Genomic DNA, 22,502 nt, shown 5'->3' on the forward strand with positions numbered 1-22,502 from the left:
CCCGGTTAAGGCAGATGAGGGGGGGGAGCGGCAAAGCCGCAAATGCGCTGAGGGCAAGCGAGGGGCAATGAAAGTCGTGCCGTTTGGCCCCCTCATTCGGCCCTGTGGGCCACCTTGTCCCTGCTGGGGAGAAGAACCGGCAAGCCGCTCAACCACCGCAACTCACCCCTTCAAAAACTGCGACCCCTTATCAAACTCCAATCCCGGAAAAATCTTCCCCGTCAAATCATCCACGCCGACATCGAACTGCCGATAGAGCATCGCCGCTGCAATCTCGCGCACATCCGCCGTCGGCATCAGGTCACGGTCGTCGAGCAGCTGGCCGTCGCCTATGCCGGGCCACTTGCCGAGGATGCGGCCGCCATTGATGGCGCCTCCAGCTAGCACCGCGCAGCCGCCGGTGCCGTGGTCGGTGCCGGCGGAGCCGTTCTGGCGGACGGTGCGGCCGAATTCGGTCATCGCAAGCACCACCGTCTTTGCCCAGATTTCGGGGCCGAGCGTCGTCTTCAGCGTGTTGATCGCTTTCGCGAGATCCTGTGTCGGCCGCTTGAACTGGCCGGCCTGGCCGATATGCGTGTCCCAGCCTGATATCGAGAAGCTGGCGATACGATAGTCGCCCTTCAGCATGTTGGCCGCGAGCGCCGCCACATCAGCAACCTTTTCACCGCGCTGGCCGTCCGCCTCGATCATCATCGAGGCGGCGTCGGCCCGCGTCGCCTCGGCAAGGGCTGCGGCAAACGGCGGATCGCCGGCATAGAGCCGCGCCAGGAACTGCATCTCGTCCCGCGCCGGCGCCAGATTGGAATCCGATGCCCAGACGTCGACATTGTTGGGACCGGAAAGGATCAGCTCCGTCGAGGTGTTGACGTCGATCGCCTTGCGCGCGTCCGAGCGCGGAATGACGGCGAGCGCCCGGTTCAGCCAGCCGGTCTTTTCCTCGGCGACATGGTCGCCGCCCGACTCCAGCATGTCCTGCCCGTCGAAATGGCTGCGCTGATCGCGATAGGGCGTCGACACCGCATGCACGAAGGCAAGCTCCCGGCTCTTCCAGAGCGGCATCAGTTCGGCGGCGGCGGGATTGAGGCCGAAGTGCCCGTCGAGATCGAGAAGCCCGGTATCGGGCGTCAGCGCCAAGGTCGGCCGGAGCGCCGCGAAACCGGCATCGCCGTAAGGTTGCACCAGATCCAGCCCGTCCATTGCGCCGCGCAGCACGATGGTGACGAAGCGGTTGTCGCCTGGCATCGCCGCGAAGGTGACCGGCGTGAAGACGGGAGCGGCGGCGAGACAGCAGGCTGATGTCAGAAAGCCGCGGCGGGAAAGGGAGATCCGGTTCATCGACAGCGTCATGGCGAAGGCCTCCTATCGGCGGTTGAATTCTGGCGATGCCAGCACCAATGTCAGTCCGCTGATCTTGTTCGGCGCCTGCGACACCACGCGGATCGTCTCGTCGCGCGCAGCATCTGCAAGCGTCGATTTCAGGAATTCACGCGGATCTTCGTCGCGGCCGAACTGGGTGGCGGCCCGCCGCGCCCAGGCCAATCGCTCGGCGAGCTGGCTGCCGGTGATCCAGGCGGAAAACCCTTCCTCGAAACCCGCAGGACTCGGCGGCAGCCAGGTCGGCTGTCCCATGCGCTTCAGTGCCCCCTGCCCCAGCGCCCGCGCCGTCCGGAAGGCCTTGAGCCGCTTGTCCCTCGCCTCGCCGGCGGGATCCGTTGTGACAGGCGATCCAGCCATGCCAGGCGTATTCGCCGCCATGTCGCCCTCTTCAGTGCCTTGCTGGTTGGCAGCCAGGAAACTGCCGACGACGCCGTTGACCGGCCCCGCATTCAGAGCCCTCAGGCCGGCGACGACATAATCGAAGGGCTGGCGCGCCTTAGCACCCTCGTCGCGCCAGGCGGCGGGATGGTCGAACATGGCGGTGTAGACTGCTGTGAGATCACCATCCGTCTTCTTCCATGCCGCGGCCATGTCCGAGACCATGCCCTCGTCCGGCTGGTCGAAGATAAAATGCACCGCGAGCTTACGGCTGATATGCGCCGCCGTCTTCGGATGGACCGAAAGATCGTCGAGCATATCGAGATAGTCGTCGCCCGAGCGCTTGCGCCCGCCATAACTGACACCGAGCACCTGGTGTGTGCCGGGCTCGGAAATATTCGGCCGGAAGGCGATGTCCATCTCCTTGCGGTCGATGGTCAAGCCCGTCAGCACCATGGCCGCCGCCGTCACATCCGCCTGGGTATAGCCGCTGCCGGCCCCGAGCGTATGCAGTTCCAGGAGTTCGCGGCCGAGATTTTCGTTCAGCCCCTTGTTGCGTTTGATGCCGCCGGCCGAATCCGGCCCGAGCGAATCCGCCTGATCGAGATAGATCAGCATGGCGGGATGGGCCGTGGCGCTGCGCAGGAGATCGCCGAACCTGCCTGCCATGAATGGCCGGATCGCCTCGGATTCATAAAGTGGCACGATGAGCCGCATCGGCAGGCTCTTGTTGGCGCTGGTGGAGAAATGATCGGTCCAGAAGGTCGCCAGCCGTTCGTAAAAGCCATAGGGCGACAGTACCGCCTGCATCAGCCGCAGGTTCGCATCGTGCTGGAACTGTTGCTGCGCCTGGCGCTGCACCCCCTTGCGCATCTCGCGTCGGGTCGGATCGTCGGTCACCGTCTTGGCGTCCTCCCGGATCTGCTTCAGCTGCTCCTGCAGGCTGAGGATGGCCCGGTGGCGCATGTCGGGACCGCCGAGCGGAAAGTCGGGCGTTGCCGCCATCCCTTTGCTGAGCTGGCCGATCAGCTCATCCTTGCTTTGCGGCGGCGCCTCGCCTGGCCGAAAACCATACCCGAACCGGATCGCCGCCATCGTCGGGAAAGAGAGGCTCATGGCCGGTCAACTCCTGATCACTGCTGAAGCAATTCCAGCAAAAGTGTGCCGTGGTTTTGCGCCCGGAATTGCGCAAAAACAAAACCTTGGAAAGCATTTCCGTGACACGGAAATGCTGGAAGTGACAGGCTGCCAGCCGATTGCGACGCCAATCTGTAGAAAATGCGGCGTTATCTAGACATGGACGATTTGTAATTTACTGAAAAAACTACAATTTACGCCCGAAAGATGAAGGATGCTCCGATTGCGATCAGCGCAAAGCCGATCGCATGGTTCCAGGTAAGGTTCTCGCCGAGCCAGAAGATCGAGAAGCCAGCAAAGACGATCAGCGTGATCACCTCCTGCATCGTCTTCAGCTGCGCCGTCGTATAGACCGCCGAGCCGATGCGGTTGGCCGGCACTGCCAGGCAATATTCGAAGAAGGCGATGCCCCAGCTGACCACGATAGCAAGGAAGATCGCGCTGCCCTTGTGCTTGAGATGGCCATACCAGGCAAAGGTCATGAAGATGTTGGAGGCAAACAGCATGACGACGGGCCAGATGGCTGCGGGAGAAAACGGCATGGAAAAACTCGGGAGCTATGGAGGGAATAGGTGATCCGGCGAGATACCGGCAGGCCCTACCTAGCACGCCGTCGTTCGGCGGCAAGCCCCCAAGGCTCGGACCGATCGTCTCACGTCACGATGCGGATCGTCGGCAGGGCGCAGCGGCTCTCCTTCAAGTCTGTTGTGTCCGACCCGCCTAGCCGCATAGAGCCCGATGTCGGCGCCGCCGATCTGTTCACGCAGCGAACGGTCGCCCAACGGCCGCTTTGCAGAGTGCGGCCTCCTCCGACATCCCCTCATCCTGAGGCGCGCAGACCGCAGGCCGGAGGCTCGAAGCACACGCCGCAACAATGCTTCTTGCGCCTATCAGCCACCGGTGGCCGACCTCGCCCTTATACGGGAGAACCAATCACGCCCTATCCGCCCGCAGGCACCCTACCGCGGCAAGCCCAGGCCACCGATGCGAACGATCGCGGCCCATCCGGCTCGCCGGCTTCGTATGCGGCTCGGAGGGCGGCATCGACGGCCTTTCGCTTCGCCGGATCCAGCCCCGCGACATACTTGCCGAGCGGCCCCTCGCCGGCGGCGATCGGTTGCCAATAATCATCAAAGGAAGCGTATTCCATCCGGATCAGCAGCGACGTCTCCTCGACGTCGGCCAGGCCCTGGGCGATGAAGCTCTGCTTCAATTCCCCCGGACGCATCATCGGCTGGAAACAATATCTGCGACGCAGCGGCAGCGCCTGCTCGTCGAGCATGACAACCGTGTCCCACATCATCCGCATGCCGGACATGCCGCCATAATGATCCCAGACGGCAGCGGCGACCACGCCGCCAGGGCGGACCACACGGCGCATCTCGGACACTGCCTTGGCCGCCTCCGGAACGAAATGCAGCACGAGCAGCGACATTGCCCTGTCGAAGCGGCCGTCCTCGAAGGGCAGCGCACAGGCATCGGCCTGGCGGATGGATATGCGCGGATCGGTATTGCGGCGGGTCGCCGCCTCGACGAAGACCGGCGAATAATCGATGGCGGCGATCTCGCGCAGGCCGGCCGTTTCGGCGAGCGTGAACGTCAGGCTGCCGGTGCCGCAGCCGACATCGAGCACGCGGTCCCCATCCGCGAGGCCGGCGAAATCGATCAGCATCGGCGCCAGCCTCTTGCTCCACCGCCCCATCAGCCGTTCATAACCATCCGCATTTTCGACATTGAAACTCGACGGCATTGACGTCTCCCCCTTCAAGGACGATGGCCTGCGTCGATCATATGGCTCAGCGGCGAGCGGCCGCAAGTATCGGGTCGACCACGGAAGCTCGAGAGTGTCGCCGGCGGCAGGAGCATAGCCGAGCGAGGCGGCTATTGCGACGAGTTCGGAAACCGGCCGCCAGCCCTCCTGCCCGTCGCCTCTCTCAGAATTCCCGGACAGCGTCCCCGACGTCACTGACTGACGACATCGGGGACACAACGATGTGGCGGAGAACGTGTTACCCCGCCGCCTTGTCGAGCACACTCCAATCAAACCCCTCGGCCCAGTCGGCGTAGCGGTGCCAGCCGACATCGGGGAAATCCCGGCGCAGGGCGGCGATATCCGCGTCGTAGCCGGTGCGGTCGAACCATTCGAACATCAGCGCCATATCCTCGCTCTGCTGGCGTATCGCGGCGATTGGCAGTTCGTGGTAGGCGATCGGGCGGCCGAGGACGTCTGACAGGATCTTCGCTTGCTCCTCGCCGGACAATTCGTCGCCGGCAATATCGAAACGCCTGCCGAACACCTTTTCGCGCCGCTCGGTGAGTGCCGCGACGAAACCGCCGATATCGGCGATGGCGATGTGCTGCAGCAGGCGAGCCGGCGGCAGCGCAGCCGCATAGACGCCCTGGCGCAGCCCGTCGATTGCCCATGGCGCCACGGTATTCTCCATGAAGGCGACCGGCGCGCTGATCGTGTAGGGAATGCCGAGCGCGGCAATATGTTTCTCGACCAGATACTTGCTTTCGAAATGCGGAATGCCGGTCTTCTTGTCGGCATCGGCGACGGAGGAATAGATCAGGTGGCCGAGGCCGGCCGCCTTCGCCGCATCTGCGGCGTTCATGCCCTGGCGGGCTTCCGCATCCGTCCCGGCCTCGTAGCTGTTGCCCATCAGGAACATCGTGTCGACGCCCGTCGCAGCCTTCGTCACCGATGCCGCGTCGTCGAGATCGCCGGCGACCACCTCGACCCCTGCGGCGGCCAGCCGCTTTGCGCCGCCGCTCTCCGGCTGGCGTGATATTGCCCTGACGCGATGTCCCCGCGAAATCAATGCGCGCACCACAGCACCGCCCTGCTGGCCGGTCGCACCCGTTACCAGAACGCTTCTCGTATTGCTCATGTCGCTACTCCTTGTCGTTGGCGATATGGCAGAGGTAAGGCCTGTCGAATTGGACCATAATAGCCTATTATTGAGAAACATCGTGCCACTGGTGAATACAATGTTCGACCTCAATGATATCGTCGTCTTCGCCCGAGTCGTCGAGGCCGGCAGCTTCACCGCCGCCGCCCGTCTGCTCGCTATACCGAAGACGACCGTCAGCCGCCGCATCGCCATGCTCGAGCGCGAGATGGGCGTACGCCTGCTGCAGCGCACCACCCGCTGCCTCAAGCTGACGGATGCGGGACGCCTCTATTACGAGGAGAGCAGCCAGGCGCTACGCACGCTGGAACAGGCCAACCTCCGCCTGGCCGAAACGCGGGCCGAACCTGCCGGCACGATCCGCATCTCCGCGCCGGTGGGATTCGGCGGCCATTTCCTTGCCGCGGCGATTTTCGATTTCCTGGCGACCTACCCGAAAGCCAAGGTCGAACTGCGCCTGACCGACGACCGGCTGAACCTCATCGAAAACGGCATCGACCTCGCCTTCCGCACCGGCATTCTGGAAGATTCCACCCTGATTGCCCGCAAGCTCGGCTCGACCTACAGGGCGCTCTGCGCCAGCCCGGATTATCTCGCACGCTGCGGCGCGCCCGATCAGCCGGCGGATCTTGTCCGCCACGATTGCGTCATCGCCGGCCAATCCACCCAGGCGCAATGGCTGCTCGAAGGGCCGCACGGCCAGGAAACAGTCGCGGTATCGGGCCGTTTCGCCGCTAATGAAATGCAGGCGGTCATGGCCGCCGCCATCGCCGGCCACGGCATCGCCCAGCTGCCGCACGTACATGCCGAGACCTGCATCAAGGATGGCCGGCTGCGCCGCGTTCTTCCCGACTATACCACGCCGGCCGGCGGCCTGCATGTCGTCTATCCCAGCAGCCAGCACCTATCGCCGCTGGTCAAGGCGTTCATCCAGGTGGCGGCCGAGCGCCTGAATGCGGTAAACGAGAGCAGCGATCTCGCCGTCGTCTTGCGGTAGCCCTGGTGAGGCCGCGGGGCTCGTTCACCGCCAAAGGAAGTCTGGTCCCGTGCTCTGCGACGTGAGCTTCAGCGTTCCGTCAGCCTGGACGACATAGCTCTCGAAAACACGGTCGCCGAACTGGCCGAGAAAGGTGTGCTTGACCACCGTTCCCGTGCGATAGGGCGAATGAACGACCTTGCCGCCATAGGTGAGGCTGCCTGGAAGAGGCTGCGGACCGCTGCCGACGCTGGCGCAGGCAGTGAGCGCGAAAAGAATGGCAATGAGCGTGTGCTTCATCTGGAATATCTTTCCTGGGAAAGCATCCCCGGCATGATGCCACAATCAATCCGGACGCCAAGAGAGAAGTGGCGTCTGCCCGTCACACTTCCTTCAGCGCCACCGTGCTGTCGAGGCTTCCGATCAATGTCGCGCTCGCCAGGTTGAGGCCGGCGACCTCGGCGGAAATGCCGTGCGCCCGGAAGCGCTGCACCACCTTGTCGAGTGCCGCAACAGCGGTGATATCCCAGAAATGCGCCTCGGACACATCGATCAGCACGGATTTGCCGATCGCATCCTGGACGTCGAAAGCGTCGATGAAGACATCGGCGGAGGCAAAGAACACCTGACCGGACACGCGGTAGGCGATCCGCCCGCCAGCCTGATCGGAGGCCACGTCCACCCGCAGCAGACGGGCGACCTTGAAGGTGAAGAACACGCCACTGAGCAGCACGCCGACCGTCACCCCGAGCGCCAGGTTGGCGGTAAAAACCGTGACGACAACGGTCGCAACCATGACCGCGCTCGACATCCTGGGATGAACCACCACGGCTCGAAGCGACGACCAGTCGAACGTGTCGATCGACACCATGACCATGATTGCCACCAGCGCGGCAACCGGAACCTCGGAGACCCAGGGCTTCAGAAGGACCATCAGAATCAGCAGAAAGGCGCCGGCAAACAGCGTGGAGAGCCGGCCGCGCCCGCCATATTTCACATTGCTCACCGTCTGGCCAATCATGCCGCAGCCGGCGATGCCGCCGAAGAGGCTGGCGGCCGCATTGGCGAGGCCGAGACCAGTGCATTCGCGGTTCTTCGAACTCGGCGTATCCGTGAGATCGTCGACGACGCTCGCCGTCATCATCGATTCCAGCAGCCCGACCATGGCGATGGCAAGCGCCGGTCCGGCGATGATCCGGAGGGTTTCCAGCGTCAGCGGCACCGCCGGCCAGGCGAAGACGGGCAACGAATCCGGCAGCTTGCCGAGGTCGGCGACAGTCAGCACCGGCAACCCGAGCGACATTGAGGCGACAGTCAGAATCAGAATGCAGATCAGCGGCGACGGGATCGCCGTCGTGATCCGCGGCGTCACATAGATAATCAGCAGCCCAGCGATCAAAACGGCATATTCCAGCGGCGCGGCACCGATGACATGCGGCATCTGCGCGGCAAAGATCAAAATAGCCAGCGCGTTGACGAAGCCGGTGCGCACCGATTTCGATACGAAGCGCATCAGCACGCCGAGCCGCAGCAGGCCGAACGCGATCTGCAGCAACCCCGCCAGCAGCCCGGCTGCAAACAGATAGGCCAGTCCATGGGAATGCACCAGCGGCGCCGCGACCAGTGCCACCGATCCGGCGGCGGCCGAAATCATCGCCGGTCGTCCGCCGGTAAACGCAATGACGATGCTAATGATGAAGGAGGCGAACAGGCCGACCTCGGGGTCGACCCCAGCCACGAAGGAAAAGGCGATGACCTCGGGGATCAGGGCGAAGGTCGCCACCGCTCCGGCAAGCACTTCGCGCATGGGATTGGCGGACCAATCGCGACGGATGGAGGAAAGCAGCATGGGATGGAGTCTCGCAAAGCATGGCCCGACACGCTCTGCCGAGCGGTCGCGTGATGGCATGCAGGTTTTGCGTTGTCTGGCGGATCGGCGGCCAGAAGAGCCACCCGGGGTCTCACCGGGTCCGTGGTGAATGCCTGTGGTATAGACGAGATATTTAACGCAGTGCAACATTCAAATGCACAGGATGAAAAGCGGAAGCCGCCCAATTGTTGCCGACCGAAGCACTCTGGCTCTTCCAGCCCCACCTTCTCGGCGACGTCAAACTCCCTTTCGTCAGACCGCCGCCTTGCCGCCGAAATCTTTGCGTCTGGCCTCTGCCTGCGAAAGCGCGCTGACAATTCTTTCGTCGGTGAAAGGCTTGGAGATCACATCGAGCGCCCCGTCGATGCCGTGGCCGACATTTTCCGGACTGCCGGTGACGAAGATGACGTCCACGCCGTGGCGGTCGATCAGCCGGCGCGCCAGCTGGGCGCCGCTCGCCCCATCCGAGAGATTAAGATCGACGAGCGCCACATCGCTTCTATGAGCGTGGGCGAGAGCCTGCTCCACCGTCGAAACCGGCCCGATGGTCTGGTGTCCGGCCTCTTGCGCAATGCGTTCGAGCTCCAGAGCGATGATATTCTCATCTTCAACGATCATGACCCTCATGATTGAGCCTCCCCTATCGGACCGCGGGCACAGCTACGGCAACGGGTATAACGCTGCCTGCCCCGGAATGTTTCCACTTTGCATTGAAATTTCTTTTCAGAAGCCGAACGTAGTCGCTCGGTGTTGCCGTGATCGGGGATTAGGCCGCCGGACCGAACACGCCGAAGGCGCAGAAGTTCCCACTGCCGCGGCCTCGCTAACGAACGCTCTTCTGTTCGGTGTGTACGTCACTCGCCTCTGTGCAGGAACCAGCCGATGGCGGCATCGCTCCGGCATCGGGAAAGCGGCAATTGCCGCACGGAATGAATGCGGCTGATCCCTCCCTCGCCGTCCATCTCCACGTCCATGCAAGCGCAGGCATAGCCGTGCGTGGCATGGGTGTAGACGTATTCGCCGGTCGTAAGGTCGGGGATCTTGTCCATTCCTTCGGCCTTGTAGCCGCTGCCATTCTCCATGATGATCCAGCCGCCGCCGGCATCATTGAGCGACCAGTTCGCCGTCGAGGGATTGTCCAGCCAGCCGCAGCGCCTTTCGGCATGCGCCGCCGCAGGTGCGAGAAGCATCATCACCACAAGCGCATGCAATCTCATCGCCGCCGCCCCCTCCGCATCGCCGGCCACTATGCATGGTCAGTGGCCGGCAAGGCAACCGAGGTCATTCAGATCTTCATCGTCGCGCCACCTCTCACGATTTCCCCTTGGCGCTTTCCTCTCGGAACGCCGCCTCGCCGGCGTCGGAGACCTCGACCCATTTCTTGTCGGGTTCGGCATCAGCCGCGTAACTGTCGTGCCAGTTCCACCACTTGTAGGTCGGTGTCTGCGGATAGCCCTCGGGCGAATCCTCCCAGACTTCCTGGCGTCCGAGCGGCGTGATGTCGAGATAGTTCCAGGTGCCGCCCATCTGCTCGTCGCCGCGGTTGTTGACGAAATAGGTGCGGAAGATGCGCTCGCCGTCGCGGTAGAACACGTTGGTGCCGTGCCACTCGTCGACGCCGAAATCCTTGTCGAAGCTGTCGGTGATCGTCACCCACGGTATCGTCGTCCAGCCCATCCGCGCCTTCAGCCGCGCGATATCGGCCTGCGGCCCGCGCGAGGCAAAGACCAGCGTCGTGTCGCGGGCGTTGAGATGAGCGACACGGGCGACCTGATCGGCCACCATCGAGCAGCCGCGGCAGGCATGCTCCGGCCAGCCGAAGACGCCGGGCTCGTAGAAGGCGCGGTAGAGGATTAGTTGGTGGCGCCCCTCGAACAGGTCGAGCAGGCTGACCCTGCCCTGCGGCCCTTCGAATGCATAATCCTTCTCCACGGCCATCCACGGCATGCGCCGGCGCTCGGCGGCAAGCGCGTCGCGGGCATGGCTCTGGGCCTTTTCCTTAACGAGCATCTGCTTCCAGGCAGCGTCCCAGGCTGTCTGCGACACGACCGCGGGTCTGTGCATGGCCTTCTGTCCGCCGTTCTGAGCTGTTGTGGTCATTTTGAAATCTCCTGGTTACGGCGAATACCGGCGCTTCGGGGATGCAAAGCACGCGTCCGTCCGCTGCTTGTCACTGTTGCGGGAGATAGTCTGGCAGCGGATCTCGGCCAGTGGGAGTAACAAGTGTGGCGCTATTCGAGCCCTGGGCGAAGTTCTCGTTCCGCCCGTTTCCAAGACCGCCGTCGGTCGACCTGGAGATCATCAATGACGAAGGACTCTGCAAAAGCCTTGTCGCCCTCGTCGGCTGCCTCGGCGCGGCCTATGTCGCCGACGGGTTGTTGGGCGTCGAAGCGCTGGGATGGACGGTCGGTAGCGCCATCCCGCGGTGACCTGCTTCCCCTTGTTCAAGACATTGATCGATCGCCCGCAACAGAATGATTTTAAGCTGGTGGGCCAAAAATCATGCTGTTCTAAATTAAACTGTTAGAGCATGATGTCATAAGGAAACCGCTCACACCTTTCGGCACCATGCTCTGGACGAGGAATTGTTCGATATGACGACAGCCTCCTCCGGTGAGCCGGCCAGGCACGGCAGCGCCAGGATCTGCCGCGGCTGCTGGGACCAGATGCATATGCCGATTCCGATCGGCGGCCCGTTCGCCTTGCCCTTCCGCGCCTTGGGCATCACCCGCAGCAAGATGAACCCGGATATCTGCACGATCTGCGAGCGCTCCTTCCAGTACGTCAAGAAGCAGCGCCAGATCACCGTCGACGCCACTATCCTGTTTGCCGATATCAGGGGATTCACGGACCTGTCGGAGCGCATCGAGGCGGTACAGCTGAGCGCGATCGTCAGCCTGTTCCAGGATCGCTGCGCCCAGGCGATCTGGGCGCATGACGGCATCGTCAACAAGCAGATGGGCGACGGCCTGATGGCGATCTTCAATTTCCCGATCGTCAGCAAGGATCACGCCGCCGCCGCGATCCTGGCCGCCCAGGAGATCCAGCGCAACTGCGCCGCGGCGCTGAACGAGCTGACGCTCGAGGCCCTGCCCGGTCGCACCCTCGGCGTCGGCGTCGGCATCCATTCCGGCGAGGTTCAGATCGGCGAATTCTCCAGCTTCCGCAGCGATTTCACCGCAATCGGCGGCGTCGTCAACCAGGCCGCCAGGCTGGAATCCCACGCGGCGGCGGGCGAGATCCTGGTCTCGGCGGATACGGCAGCGAAGGCTCCCGACCTGGCGGCGGGCGCCGAAACCCGCATGCTGGCCCTGAAGGGCATCGAGCAACCGGTGCAGGCACGTGCTCTGGTCAAGCACTGAGCGACGGCGATTGCGGCCTCCTCGAAGCATCATCCTGCCGCCAACAGGCGACCCGACCGGAGCCTTCGCGCTGCCTCAGGTCTTCATGCCGTTCATCTCAGGAAACGGGTAGTAGCGCAGCCGCTTGTCGTGGCAGCGATCGTCGTTCACCGTCGCGCCCAGTATTTTTCCATCCGTGAAGGAGACGCCGAGATAGGCCCAGTCGCCCCAGCCACGCTTAGGCACTATCCGCACGCAATAAGCATAGATCTTCTTCTCGGGCTCAAGCAGCACCACGCTCGAAATCCGAGCCCAAACGATTTCCCCCGCTTCGTGTCTGTAAACTCTCTTGAATACAACATTGATGAAGTTCTGCCGGACGTCGCTCGAGGGCGCACGCTGGGAATCTGCAACGGATTGCGACACGGGGGCGTTGCAGCCGGCCAGCATCAGCAGGGCAGCGCAGGCAAGAAGTTTTATTCTCATTCAGGTGACTCTCCAAAGAATCGGAGCGTGATAAACGCCGCGCATTCCTACAAACATAGCGGGAATAATATTTGCAATACATGAACGTAGTTGACGCGGCGCCGCTGGCCGCGCGACGGCCGAACACCTCTGCGTCACTGCCCTTATACCGGAGAGTTTGAAACCGGACTTTCGGCCCCGGTCTGATCATCATCGCTGATCGCCACGCCGGCTTCCAGCGCCGCAAGGACGAACGCCTGCCGCACCGTCTCGGCCGGCATGCGCCCGGCAAGCCAGGCACGGCAGAAATCCATCGCCCGCTGCTGATGGACGCCGCCATTCATCGGCCAGTCGGAGACGAGCGCATAAAGCGCGTCCTGCGGCGACCGGAGAACCAGCCGTTCGCCGGTATCAAGGTTGATCGAGATCGCTTTCGTCCAGAAGGCGGAATGGTCACTAATGGCAGGAGCACCTGAGCTGGAGTGAAAGGAGCGAAATGCGGAGTACCAATTTCGGTTCCAGCACAGATTCGTGACACATCTTTGCCAGGCACAGGGCATGCAGGAAGCAAGGCCGCAGCATGTCCTTCGAGGCCTTGCCCCATGGGTTGCGCGCCTCTGGATGAGGTGCGTTGGGGATGCCGCGCGCGCCGTAAGAGACGTTGGAGGAGACCACCTCGCTTCCGGCTCCTGCTGCACACCGCCTCGCGCCGGAGACTCGGAGAGCCTCATCCTGAGACGCCCCCGCAGGGGCCTGGAGGGACGAGGCGGCTCTCTATTGGGAGGCAGCGATGCCTCGATTATCGCATCCGGGCACCGGACTCCGATACCCATCTTGCAAATTCATTCCACGTAGACAATCTGCTCGCGAAGCAAGCATGTGGTGCGCGGAGTCGCGACATATGCACTGCGAAGGCTGCCATGCGTCTCGCCCTCAGCTCCACACCATCAAATGTCGCACCAGTGCAGCCCGCAAGACCTGCCATTAACCTGGCAGCTTGCAGCCCTTGCTCAATACCTGCAGACTGCATAGCGGAAATCTTGCCTTTTGAAACGGCAACGTCGCCTTCCTTATCCCCGCCGGCGACGCTGCCGATCGGGACGCCCACGAGGAACACGCCGAAAGCATCGCCGTTTGCCGCGCTGATTTGTTGCTTGGACAAGCCATCGAGTTTGACCTGTTCCTTCTTGAGTTCGACGGCGAGCGCCTGGCAACTCAGGTTGGTGTAGGCTGCCATCGGAATGTCGGCCTGTACAATGGCGTCAGGACGTTTGGCGTAGCCGGCCAGGGCTGCGGTTGCGGCGAATGCGATAATGATCTTGTTCATGAATGGTCCCCAATTCCCGCAATAGCTGCAACACCGGCTCGCGCAGTGGGGGATGAGCCGAGGTCTTCAACCACAGGCTTTTATTGTTTGGTCCTCAGCTGCGTCCGCGCGAGAACTATTCCATCTTTCGAACAAACAGTTCGTTTCCCTTTTGTACTCTTTGCCTCTTCCCTTTCGCGGTGACTCTCTCCATATTCGCGCCATGGCCAAATCTCCGAAGAAATCCCCCGCCTCGAATGGTTTCGAGGAAGCCCCTCAATCGTCCTTCGAGGGCGCTCCCCTGTCGGGCTCCGTTGCCGATTGGGTGAAGCAGCTGGAGGCCGATGCCGAGGCGGCTGGCGTCGAGTCGCAGCGTGAAATCGCGTCCAAGGCCGGCAAGCACCGCAAGAAGGTTGAAAACGAGGCGCGCAAGCACTCCGAAGCCGTCAGCGTCAACAACAAGGCGACGGCGAGCAAGACCGCGCGCGGCGCTTCCATCGGCGGCTCGACCGATCCGAAGACTCGCGCCGCCGCCGGCCTCAACCCGGTGGCGGGTCTCGACATCTCGCTCGAGGATGCCGACAAGATCTCGCCCGGCGGCGTCACCGCCACGGTCGAAGCGCTGTCGGCGCTGATCGAAAGCGGCAATCCGCTGCACAAGAACGGCAAGATCTGGACGCCGCACCGCCCTGCCCGCCCCGATAAATCCGAAGGCGGTATCCGTATCCTGATGAAATCGGATTACGAGCCGGCCGGCGACCAGCCGACGGCGATCCGCGACCTCGTCGAAGGGCTGGAGAATGGCGACCGCAGCCAGGTGCTGCTCGGCGTCACCGGCTCCGGCAAGACCTTCACCATGGCCAAGGTGATCGAAGCGACCCAGCGCCCGGCCGTCATCCTGGCGCCGAACAAGACGCTGGCCGCCCAGCTCTATTCCGAATTCAAGAATTTCTTCCCCGACAATGCGGTGGAATATTTCGTTTCCTACTATGATTATTACCAGCCGGAAGCCTATGTGCCGCGCTCCGACACCTATATCGAGAAGGAAAGCTCGATCAACGAGCAGATCGACCGCATGCGCCACTCGGCGACGCGCTCACTGCTCGAACGCGACGACTGCATCATCGTCGCCTCGGTCTCCTGCATCTACGGTATCGGCTCGGTCGAGACCTATACGGCGATGACCTTCCAGATGTCGGTCGGCGACCGGCTCGACCAGCGCCAACTGCTGGCCGATCTCGTCGCCCAGCAATACAAGCGCCGCGACATGGACTTCACCCGCGGTAGCTTCCGGGTGCGCGGCGACACGATCGAGCTCTTCCCCGCCCACTTGGAAGATGCCGCCTGGCGCATCTCGATGTTCGGCGACGAGATCGATGCCATCACCGAGTTCGATCCGCTCACCGGCCAGAAGGTCGGCGACCTGAAATCGGTGAAGATCTACGCCAATTCGCACTACGTCACCCCGCGCCCGACGCTGAACGGCGCCATCAAGTCGATCAAGGAAGAGCTGAGACTCCGCCTCGCCGAACTGGAAAAAGCCGGCCGCCTGCTGGAGGCCCAGCGCCTGGAGCAGCGCACCCGCTACGATATCGAAATGCTCGAAGCCACCGGCTCCTGCCAGGGCATCGAGAACTATTCGCGTTATCTCACCGGCCGCGACCCCGGCGATCCGCCGCCGACTTTGTTCGAATACATCCCCGACAACGCCCTCGTCTTCATCGACGAAAGCCATGTCACCGTGCCGCAGATCGGCGGCATGTACCGGGGCGACTTCAGGCGCAAGGCGACGCTGGCCGAATACGGCTTCCGTCTTCCATCCTGCATGGACAATCGCCCGCTGCGCTTCGAGGAATGGGACGCCATGCGCCCCGACACCATCGCTGTATCGGCCACCCCCGGCGGCTGGGAGATGGAACAGTCCGGCGGCGTCTTCGCCGAACAGGTGATCCGCCCGACCGGCCTGATCGACCCGCCGGTCGAGGTCCGCTCGGCCCGCACCCAGGTCGACGACGTGCTCGGCGAGATCCGCGAGACCGCCGCCAAGGGCTACCGTACCCTCTGCACCGTGCTGACCAAACGCATGGCCGAGGACCTGACCGAATATCTGCATGAACAGGGCGTGCGCGTCCGCTACATGCACTCGGATATCGACACGCTTGAGCGTATCGAGATCCTCCGCGATCTCCGCCTCGGCGCCTTCGACGTGCTCGTCGGCATCAACCTCTTGCGCGAAGGCCTCGACATTCCCGAATGCGGGTTCGTCGCCATCCTCGACGCCGACAAGGAAGGCTTCCTGCGCTCCGAGACCTCGCTGATCCAGACGATCGGCCGCGCCGCGCGCAACGTCGACGGCAAGGTCATCCTCTATGCCGACAACATCACCGGCTCCATGCAGCGCGCCATGGACGAAACCGCCCGCCGCCGCGAAAAGCAGATGATCTATAACCAGGAGCACGGCATCACGCCGGAATCGGTCAAGGCCAGGATCTCCGACATCCTCGACAGCGTCTACGAACGCGACCACGTCCGCGCCGATATCTCGGGCATCTCGGGCAAGGGCTTCGCCGATGGCGGCAACCTCGTCGGCAACAACCTGCAGACCCATCTCAACGCGCTCGAAAAGAGCATGCGCGACGCCGCCGCCGACCTGGACTTCGAAAAAGCTGCCCGCCTCCGCGACGAAATCAAACGCCTCAAGGCCGTGGAACTCGCCGCAATGGACGACCCGATGGCCCGCGAGGAAGCCAAGGCGATGGAAGGTTCAGGCAGAAAGAAGACTGGCGCCCCGACCGCAACCGACTCCCTCCCCCCTGTGGGGGTCCGAAGGACGGGTCGAGACGAGGGGCTCGACCCCGGTCAGGTTGGGGAGGGGAAAGCCACAGACACCACCCCCTCCTACTTTTCAAGACCCACCCTAGACGACATGGGCCCCGGCACCGACACCACCACACCGCTCTTCCGCAAACCGGACCTCGACGAAATGGGCCGCCACGTCGCCACGCCCGCAGACAAGAGCCTCTTCCGCCGCAACACCCTCGACGAAATGACCGTCGGCCGCACGGAAAAACCGGTGACCGGCCACGTGCCGGAAAAACCGGATGCCGCCAAGAGCACGAAGCGGTACTCGCCGCTGCTGGAGGGCCAGCCGGAGCGGGATGATGGCATCCGGCCGGTCGTGCGCGGGAAGGTAGGAGCCGGGAGCTATGAGGAGCCGGGCGAGCAGAAGCGCAAGGGTCGCACGAAGGGGAAGACCGGGCGACCGGGGCGGTGAGGCAAGCGGCGACACCTTCCCTGTTCGCCGGTTCCCCGCGCAGCCTGACGCGGAGATAGGTGCATAGAAAATCTGCCGTATCCCGCGCAATCGGTTCGATGACATGGAGGTTTCGGCGCTTGCCGACTGCATAGCCGCCGAAATCTGGATACGACGCTGAGGCTGTTTGCGAAGCTCATTATTGAGGAACGACCTTAGGAGCGTTCCGATATCCGTCTTGCATGCGTTTCCTCTCCTCATGAGGATGTCTCCGCCGCATGGTTCATGAATGGCTCCGCCCGAGCCGGTGAATCCCGGCCGATCTTCCACATCGTCATCAATTCGGGTGGGAAAGGTTTCAGGAGTTCGTTCGGGTCCGGTTCGGCTGACAGCTATCTCTCGTAATCCGCGCGATGCAGGACGACCGGCATTCGGTCATGAATCACAGCCATCCTCTCATTCGGCTCGCAGGTGACGACGGCGAAGTTGCGGATGAATGCCCCTTCGTGGGGCTTGGTTTGGAAATGAAAACGTCGGCAAGGGTCATTCACGGTCCAGACGTGCGTTGGCTGGGCTCCTGTGACGAGGAAAGGGGGAGAAGTGGCGGTCTCACGCCCAGGTTGAGCGATAGCCCGCGCCAGCAATCGATCCCGTTGCAAAGCAAGCGGCATTGGCAGAAAGACACGTCCGGCAAGCGACGCGACAAACGAAACGGAAACCACCCATGCCCGAACTCCGCATCGACCCCTTCCCCTTACCCACCGAACTCAACGCCCTCTGGTCAGCAGCGTGGAACACGCCCGAGGCACCGGATTTCTCCTGCATCCTGTCCCGCAGCCTCACTCATATCGGCGCCTATCACGACGACAGACTCGTCGGCTTCGTCAACGTCGCCTGGGATGGCGGCATTCATGCCTTTATCCTCGACACGTCGGTTCATCCCGCCATGCGCCGCCAGGGAATTGCGACGCGGTTGGTCAGGGAAGCGACGAGAGTTGCGCGAGAGCGCGGCGCTGAGTGGCTGCATGTCGATTTCGAGCCGCACCTGACCGGCTTCTACCGCGCCTGCGGATTTACCCCGACCGCGGCTGGTCTCATCAAGCTCGCTTGACAGCCTCTCACCGGAAGCCGTCCTCATACGGCAGGCCCACGCCCGTCATCAGGCGGGTAGCAACGCCGATGGTCAGGCGCCGCCGCGCAACGCCAATTACAGTTTTCACGCCTATACCGCGAGCTTATGGCGACACAAGGCGGATATAAATTAAAAGACTAAAATACGACTTTTGGTTTGCAAATTCAAAGTCATTGCCGAGTATTTCAGCCTTACTTTTTCGTTAAAAAACCAAGAAAAAATCACAATTTTTCATTGAAAACTTCACTAATGGTTGGCATAGATCCCCGACAGGTTGTCGTCCGTTGAACCAATAAACAGTTCTTTCGGATATTTCTCATTTTTCAGAGTAAAACGCATCTTTTGGGGAAGATTAAAATATGGCCTTGAATATTCTGGATACAAACGGCGCTACAATTACCAACACCGGAACTGAATTCGAAGCCTACGACGTTATCCGCTACTCTGAAGCCAATCCTTCCGCAACTGTGTCTGTCACCGTCTCTGATTCCTCCGCCGCAGATCTGGCCGACGAACTGGGCTCGGTATCCGCCAACGTGACCGGCTCGAGCGACGACAACACGATCACGACAGGCGCCGGCAACGACACTATCTCAGGCGGCGACGGCGCGGACACACTGAACGGCGGCGCTGGCGACGACACGATCTACGGTAATGCCGGCAACGACAAATTGATCGGCGGTGACGGCAACGATAGCATCACCGACGGTGGTTTTGGCTTTTTGACCGGACCTGATGGCAGCCTCCAGCCAGAAGTCGTCGACATTGACGGCGGCGACGGCGACGATTTGATAACCATTGAGAGATTCGCTCCGCTGATATCGGGAACGATCGATGGCGGCGCCGGGATCGATATGTTGCGTGCCTCAGCGCTCCGGGGATTGACGATCAAGAACGTCGAAGTGCTTGAATTGGCAGATTTTCAGGTTAGCGGTTCGAGTGCACAGTTCGAAAGCTTTGATAAGATCGCCGGATCGACCGATCCAGTTTTCAGTTTTGCCCCCTCACTGGTAGTGACGGATAGCGCCCACCTCGATCTTTCCGACGAACTGGGAGATCTCGGGACCCTTGTCCGCGGTTTCTCCGGTATTGACGTCAAAACCGGCGACGGCGACGATGAGTTTGCGGGCAGCAACGTCAACGACATTTTCGACGGCAGCGGCGGTAGCGACCTCATCAATGGCAACGACGGCGATGATAAACTGACCGGCGGCGCCGGCAACGACACCATTAATGGCGGCGCTGGCATCGACACGGCTGCATTCACCGGCAATTTCGTTGATTACTCCTTCGCGGTCGACGATGGCAGCCGCGTCGTGACGAGCGTGCTTGATGGTACGGATAGACTGACAGACGTCGAATTCGCGCGCTTTGCCGATGGCGTCTACAACTTCGCGACGGAAACCTTCACGGTCAACAGCCCCGAGCCGGGCACCCCGCTGAATATCCTGGACACCAACGGCGCCACGATTACCAAGACCGGCGCGGAGTTCGAAGCCTACGATGTCATCCGCGACTCCGAGATCAATCCTCTCGTTGCAGTTCACCTAGTCATCTCGGATTCCGGGACAGTAGACCTTTCGGACGAACTGGGCTCGGGCTCCGCAGATGTCACGGGCTCAGGCGGGGACAATGCGATCACGACAGGCGCAGGCAACGACACCATCGCAGGCGGCGACGGTGCAGACACGCTGAACGGCGGCGGCGGAAACGATTGGATCAATGGCGGAGCTGGCAATGACACGCTGAATGGCGGTGACGGCAATGACCACATCTCCGGCGACCTCGGAAACGATGTCATCAGGGGCGGCGCCGGCAACGATACGATCGACGATGGTGAGATTTTCGGCCTGAACCCTGAGGTCGTTGACATCGATGCGGGCGACGGCGACGATTCGATAAGCGTAGGAACTGTGGCTCCGTGGAATTCCGGAACGATTGATGGCGGCGATGGGATCGATACACTGCAAGCTGCTTCCCTTCGGGGCCTGACGATCAAAAACATCGAAGTCCTTGAGACGGAAGGATGGTCTGTCGCCGGATCGAGCGCACAGTTCGAAAGCTTCGACAAAATCGTCTGGTCGACCGATCCGTTTGGCGATTTTCGCGCCGCGGTGACACTGACGGACAGCGTCCACCTCGATCTCGCCAACGAGTTGGGAGATCTAGGAGCGTTCATCAACGGCGATGTCTTCGGCATTGACGTCAAGACCGGCGGCGGTGACGATGAGTTTACCGGCACCGACGGCAACGACATTTTTGACGGCAGCAGCGGCAACGACATCCTCAACGGCAATGCCGGCAACGACAACTTGATCGGCGGCGCTGGCAACGACACCATTAATGGCGGCGCGGGCATCGACACGGCGCTGTTCGCAGGCAATTTCGCCGATTATTCCTTTGCGTTGAATAATGGCGATTACATCCTGACAAGTGTTGCGGAGGGGACGGATACGCTGACAGGCGTCGAATTCGCCCGCTTTGCCAATGGCTCCTACGATTTCGCCACGGAAACCTTCACAAGCAGCGATACTCCACCGAATGGGCCTTTGAATATCCTCGATACATATGGCTTCATAACGACCATGACCGGCGCTGAGTTCGAAGCCTACGATATCATCCGCAACTCACCGACCGAACCTCTCTCCCCGGTCATTCTGTTCCTTTCAGATTCAGGGACGGTAGACCTTTCCGACGAACTGGGCTCAGCCGTTGCAGATGTGACCGACTTCGGCGGCGGTGATTCGACCATCACCACCGGCGCTGGCAGCGATAAAATCGCGGGCGGTTACGGCGCAGACACGCTGAGCGGCGGCGCCGGAAACGATTGGATCCACGGTGGAGATGGCAACGACACTCTGAATGGCGGTGATGGCAGTGATTTGCTCACGGGCGGAGATGGCGATGACAGTCTGAATGGCGGCGACGGCGATGACCAGCTCTCGGGCAACACCGGGAATGACGTCATCAGAGGCGGCGCGGGCAACGATTTTATCTCAGATGGTGAACTGTTCGACGTTACACCTGAGGTCTACGACATCGATGGGGGCGACGGCGACGATGCCATAACCATTCAAAGATATGATTCACTGGCTTCCGGAACAATCGATGGCGGTGCCGGGATTGATACCTTGCAAGCCTCCACGCTCGCAGGCCTGACGATCAAGAACATCGAAACCCTTCAAACGATTGGCCTGGTTGAGGGTTCCAGCGCGCAGTTCGAAAGCTTTGATAAGATCATCTGGTTGACCGATCCGTTCGACAGTTCTCGCCCTTCATTGGCAGTGACGGACAGCGCCCACCTCGATCTTTCCGATGAGTTGGGAGATCTTGGGTCGTTCATCACAGGCTATGCCTCCGGCATCGACGTCAAGACCGGCGGCGGCGCCGACGAGTTTGTCGGCACCGACGGCAACGACATTTTCGACGGCAGTGGCGGCAACGACCTTTTCAATGGCCGTAGCGGCGACGACAAATTGATCGGCGGCGCCGGCATCGACACCGCGATCTTTTCAGGCAATTTCGCCAATTATTCCCTTGCTTTGAACAATGGCGATCACATCCTGACCAGCGCCGAGGAAGGAACCGATACGCTGACAGGCATCGAATTCGCGCGTTTTGCCGATGGCGTCTACGATTTCGCCACGGAAACATTCAAACTCGACAATACCGCACCCACGGATATCAAGCTCTCGAAAACCGCCCTCTCGGAGGACACGCCGATCTGGACGACGGTCGGACTGCTCAGCGCAAAGGACGCCGATGGCGACGCCCTCACCTACACGCTGCTCGATGGCGCCGGCGACCACTTCCGTCTGAAGGGCAACCGCATCGTCACCTCGAAGGCGCTGGACTACGAGACGGACAAGTCGCACACGATCAAGGTCGCCGTCTCCGATGGCAAGGTCACGGTCGAAAAGGACATTACCATCAACGTGCTCGACGTCAACGAAGCCCCGGTCAACAAGGCGCCGATCAATCTCGCCTTCTCGCGCAGTTCTATCTCCGAGAATGTCGCCATCGGCACCTCGGTCGGCCTGCTTACGGCACGCGATCCGGAAGGCGGCATAGTGAAATGGCGGCTGACGGACGATGCGGACGGCATCTTCAAGCTCGTTGGCAACAAGATCCAGACCAAGGCTGCGATCGACTTTGAGAGCACCCATAGCCTGACCTTCACCGCCGAAGCCTATGACGCAGATGGAAACGCCACTAGCCACGATTTCACCGTGGCCGTGAAGGACGTCTTCGAGCCGTCGTCCAGCCTGCTGCATGACGCTTTGATCTAATCGCAACACGATTGCCGCTGGCGCAGAGATGCGTCGGCAAAACTCATCTGTTTTTGAAAGTTTGAA

The 22,502-nt window shown here is 61.7% G+C and carries 19 protein-coding genes, 2 pseudogenes and 1 other annotated feature; of the genes and pseudogenes, 7 read left to right on the plus strand and 14 right to left on the minus strand.

The annotated features are described in order from the left end of the window. Positions 1-162: 162 nt before the first annotated feature. A complete protein-coding gene (locus ATY29_RS11660) occupies positions 163-1,347 on the minus strand; it encodes a DUF1501 domain-containing protein (protein WP_097532775.1) in 1,185 nt (394 codons plus the stop codon). 12 nt (positions 1,348-1,359) lie between these two features. Continuing rightward, positions 1,360-2,871 (minus strand): DUF1800 domain-containing protein, encoded by a 1,512-nt coding sequence (locus ATY29_RS11665; protein WP_097532776.1) that lies wholly within the window; start codon positions 2,869-2,871, stop codon positions 1,360-1,362. On the opposite strand from ATY29_RS11665, the gene ATY29_RS36835 reads away from it, so the two are divergent. After that, positions 2,870-3,049, plus strand: coding sequence for a hypothetical protein (locus tag ATY29_RS36835; protein ID WP_164895926.1), 180 nt, complete (start codon positions 2,870-2,872; stop codon positions 3,047-3,049). The two genes, ATY29_RS11665 and ATY29_RS36835, sit on opposite strands and share 2 nt — an antisense overlap. Positions 3,050-3,086: 37 nt before the next feature. On the opposite strand, the gene ATY29_RS11670 is transcribed toward ATY29_RS36835, so the two are convergent. From ATY29_RS11670 to ATY29_RS11685, 3 genes are all read right to left on the minus strand, one after another. After that, positions 3,087-3,434 (minus strand): DMT family protein, encoded by a 348-nt coding sequence (locus tag ATY29_RS11670; protein ID WP_003564375.1) that lies wholly within the window; start codon positions 3,432-3,434, stop codon positions 3,087-3,089. Positions 3,435-3,832: 398 nt separating this feature from the next. Then, positions 3,833-4,642, minus strand: a complete 810-nt coding sequence (locus ATY29_RS11680) for a class I SAM-dependent methyltransferase (RefSeq protein ID WP_003564377.1) — start codon at positions 4,640-4,642, stop codon at positions 3,833-3,835. Positions 4,643-4,901: 259 nt separating this feature from the next. Beyond that, on the minus strand, positions 4,902-5,783 hold the full coding sequence (locus ATY29_RS11685) for an NmrA/HSCARG family protein (RefSeq protein ID WP_097532777.1): 882 nt from the start codon (positions 5,781-5,783) through the stop codon (positions 4,902-4,904). Between the two features lie 100 nt (positions 5,784-5,883). Here ATY29_RS11685 and ATY29_RS11690 point away from each other — a divergent pair, with 100 nt between their 5' ends. Further along, complete coding sequence (locus ATY29_RS11690; RefSeq protein WP_097532778.1) at positions 5,884-6,801, plus strand: LysR family transcriptional regulator; 918 nt, start codon at positions 5,884-5,886, stop codon at positions 6,799-6,801. Between the two features lie 24 nt (positions 6,802-6,825). Here the strand turns inward: ATY29_RS11690 and ATY29_RS11695 are convergent, their stop codons facing one another. The 5 genes from ATY29_RS11695 to ATY29_RS11715 form a co-directional block, all read right to left on the minus strand. Next, positions 6,826-7,080, minus strand: a complete 255-nt coding sequence (locus tag ATY29_RS11695; RefSeq protein ID WP_003564382.1) for a hypothetical protein — start codon at positions 7,078-7,080, stop codon at positions 6,826-6,828. An 82-nt stretch (positions 7,081-7,162) separates the two neighbouring features. Beyond that, the gene (locus tag ATY29_RS11700) at positions 7,163-8,629 is read right to left on the minus strand and encodes a SulP family inorganic anion transporter (protein ID WP_003564384.1); all 1,467 of its coding nucleotides are present in this window, start codon (positions 8,627-8,629) and stop codon (positions 7,163-7,165) included. Between the two features lie 70 nt (positions 8,630-8,699). Next, positions 8,700-8,755: a sequence feature (sul1 is cis-regulatory element that is thought to sense ions involved in sulfur or methionine metabolism; They are found in Alphaproteobacteria), on the minus strand. Positions 8,756-8,902: 147 nt separating this feature from the next. Further along, the gene (locus ATY29_RS11705; RefSeq protein WP_003564386.1) at positions 8,903-9,277 is read right to left on the minus strand and encodes a response regulator; all 375 of its coding nucleotides are present in this window, start codon (positions 9,275-9,277) and stop codon (positions 8,903-8,905) included. 227 nt (positions 9,278-9,504) lie between these two features. Next, positions 9,505-9,867: a DUF4087 domain-containing protein gene (locus ATY29_RS11710; protein WP_003564388.1), complete on the minus strand. Its 363-nt coding sequence runs from the start codon at positions 9,865-9,867 to the stop codon at positions 9,505-9,507. 94 nt (positions 9,868-9,961) lie between these two features. Beyond that, positions 9,962-10,750 (minus strand): DUF899 domain-containing protein, encoded by a 789-nt coding sequence (locus ATY29_RS11715; protein WP_097532779.1) that lies wholly within the window; start codon positions 10,748-10,750, stop codon positions 9,962-9,964. A gap of 125 nt (positions 10,751-10,875) precedes the next feature. Here ATY29_RS11715 and ATY29_RS11720 point away from each other — a divergent pair, with 125 nt between their 5' ends. Then, positions 10,876-11,079, plus strand: a complete 204-nt coding sequence (locus ATY29_RS11720) for a hypothetical protein (protein ID WP_003564392.1) — start codon at positions 10,876-10,878, stop codon at positions 11,077-11,079. 165 nt (positions 11,080-11,244) lie between these two features. Further along, positions 11,245-12,012, plus strand: coding sequence for an adenylate/guanylate cyclase domain-containing protein (locus ATY29_RS11725; protein WP_097532831.1), 768 nt, complete (start codon positions 11,245-11,247; stop codon positions 12,010-12,012). A 75-nt stretch (positions 12,013-12,087) separates the two neighbouring features. On the opposite strand, the gene ATY29_RS11730 is transcribed toward ATY29_RS11725, so the two are convergent. The 3 genes and pseudogenes from ATY29_RS11730 to ATY29_RS11740 all read right to left on the minus strand — a co-directional run bounded on the left by ATY29_RS11730 (position 12,088) and on the right by ATY29_RS11740 (position 13,783). Further along, entirely contained in the window at positions 12,088-12,477 is a 390-nt protein-coding gene (locus ATY29_RS11730) for a hypothetical protein (protein WP_097532780.1), read from the minus strand. Between the two features lie 143 nt (positions 12,478-12,620). After that, complete coding sequence (locus tag ATY29_RS38510) at positions 12,621-13,289, minus strand: DUF982 domain-containing protein (protein ID WP_425299325.1); 669 nt, start codon at positions 13,287-13,289, stop codon at positions 12,621-12,623. A 151-nt stretch (positions 13,290-13,440) separates the two neighbouring features. After that, a pseudogene (locus ATY29_RS11740) lies at positions 13,441-13,783 on the minus strand (hypothetical protein). Between the two features lie 202 nt (positions 13,784-13,985). Here ATY29_RS11740 and uvrB point away from each other — a divergent pair. Further along, positions 13,986-17,036 carry an excinuclease ABC subunit UvrB gene (uvrB, locus tag ATY29_RS11745; protein WP_097532782.1) on the plus strand — a complete coding sequence of 1,017 codons (3,051 nt, stop codon included), beginning with the start codon at positions 13,986-13,988 and terminating at the stop codon, positions 17,034-17,036. A 236-nt stretch (positions 17,037-17,272) separates the two neighbouring features. Here the strand turns inward: uvrB and ATY29_RS11755 are convergent. Next, positions 17,273-17,518 (minus strand): annotated as a pseudogene (locus ATY29_RS11755) (SOS response-associated peptidase family protein); the annotation flags it as partial. Positions 17,519-17,739: 221 nt separating this feature from the next. Between ATY29_RS11755 and ATY29_RS11760 the strand changes: the two are divergent. Both ATY29_RS11760 and ATY29_RS11765 read left to right on the plus strand, forming a co-directional pair. After that, positions 17,740-18,126: a GNAT family N-acetyltransferase gene (locus ATY29_RS11760; RefSeq protein WP_003564407.1), complete on the plus strand. Its 387-nt coding sequence runs from the start codon at positions 17,740-17,742 to the stop codon at positions 18,124-18,126. Between the two features lie 380 nt (positions 18,127-18,506). After that, the gene (locus tag ATY29_RS11765; RefSeq protein WP_244597392.1) at positions 18,507-22,436 is read left to right on the plus strand and encodes a metal-binding protein; all 3,930 of its coding nucleotides are present in this window, start codon (positions 18,507-18,509) and stop codon (positions 22,434-22,436) included. Positions 22,437-22,502: the final 66 nt, after the last annotated feature.

This window comes from Rhizobium hidalgonense, assembly GCF_002914525.1.
GTDB lineage: Bacteria > Pseudomonadota > Alphaproteobacteria > Rhizobiales > Rhizobiaceae > Rhizobium > Rhizobium hidalgonense.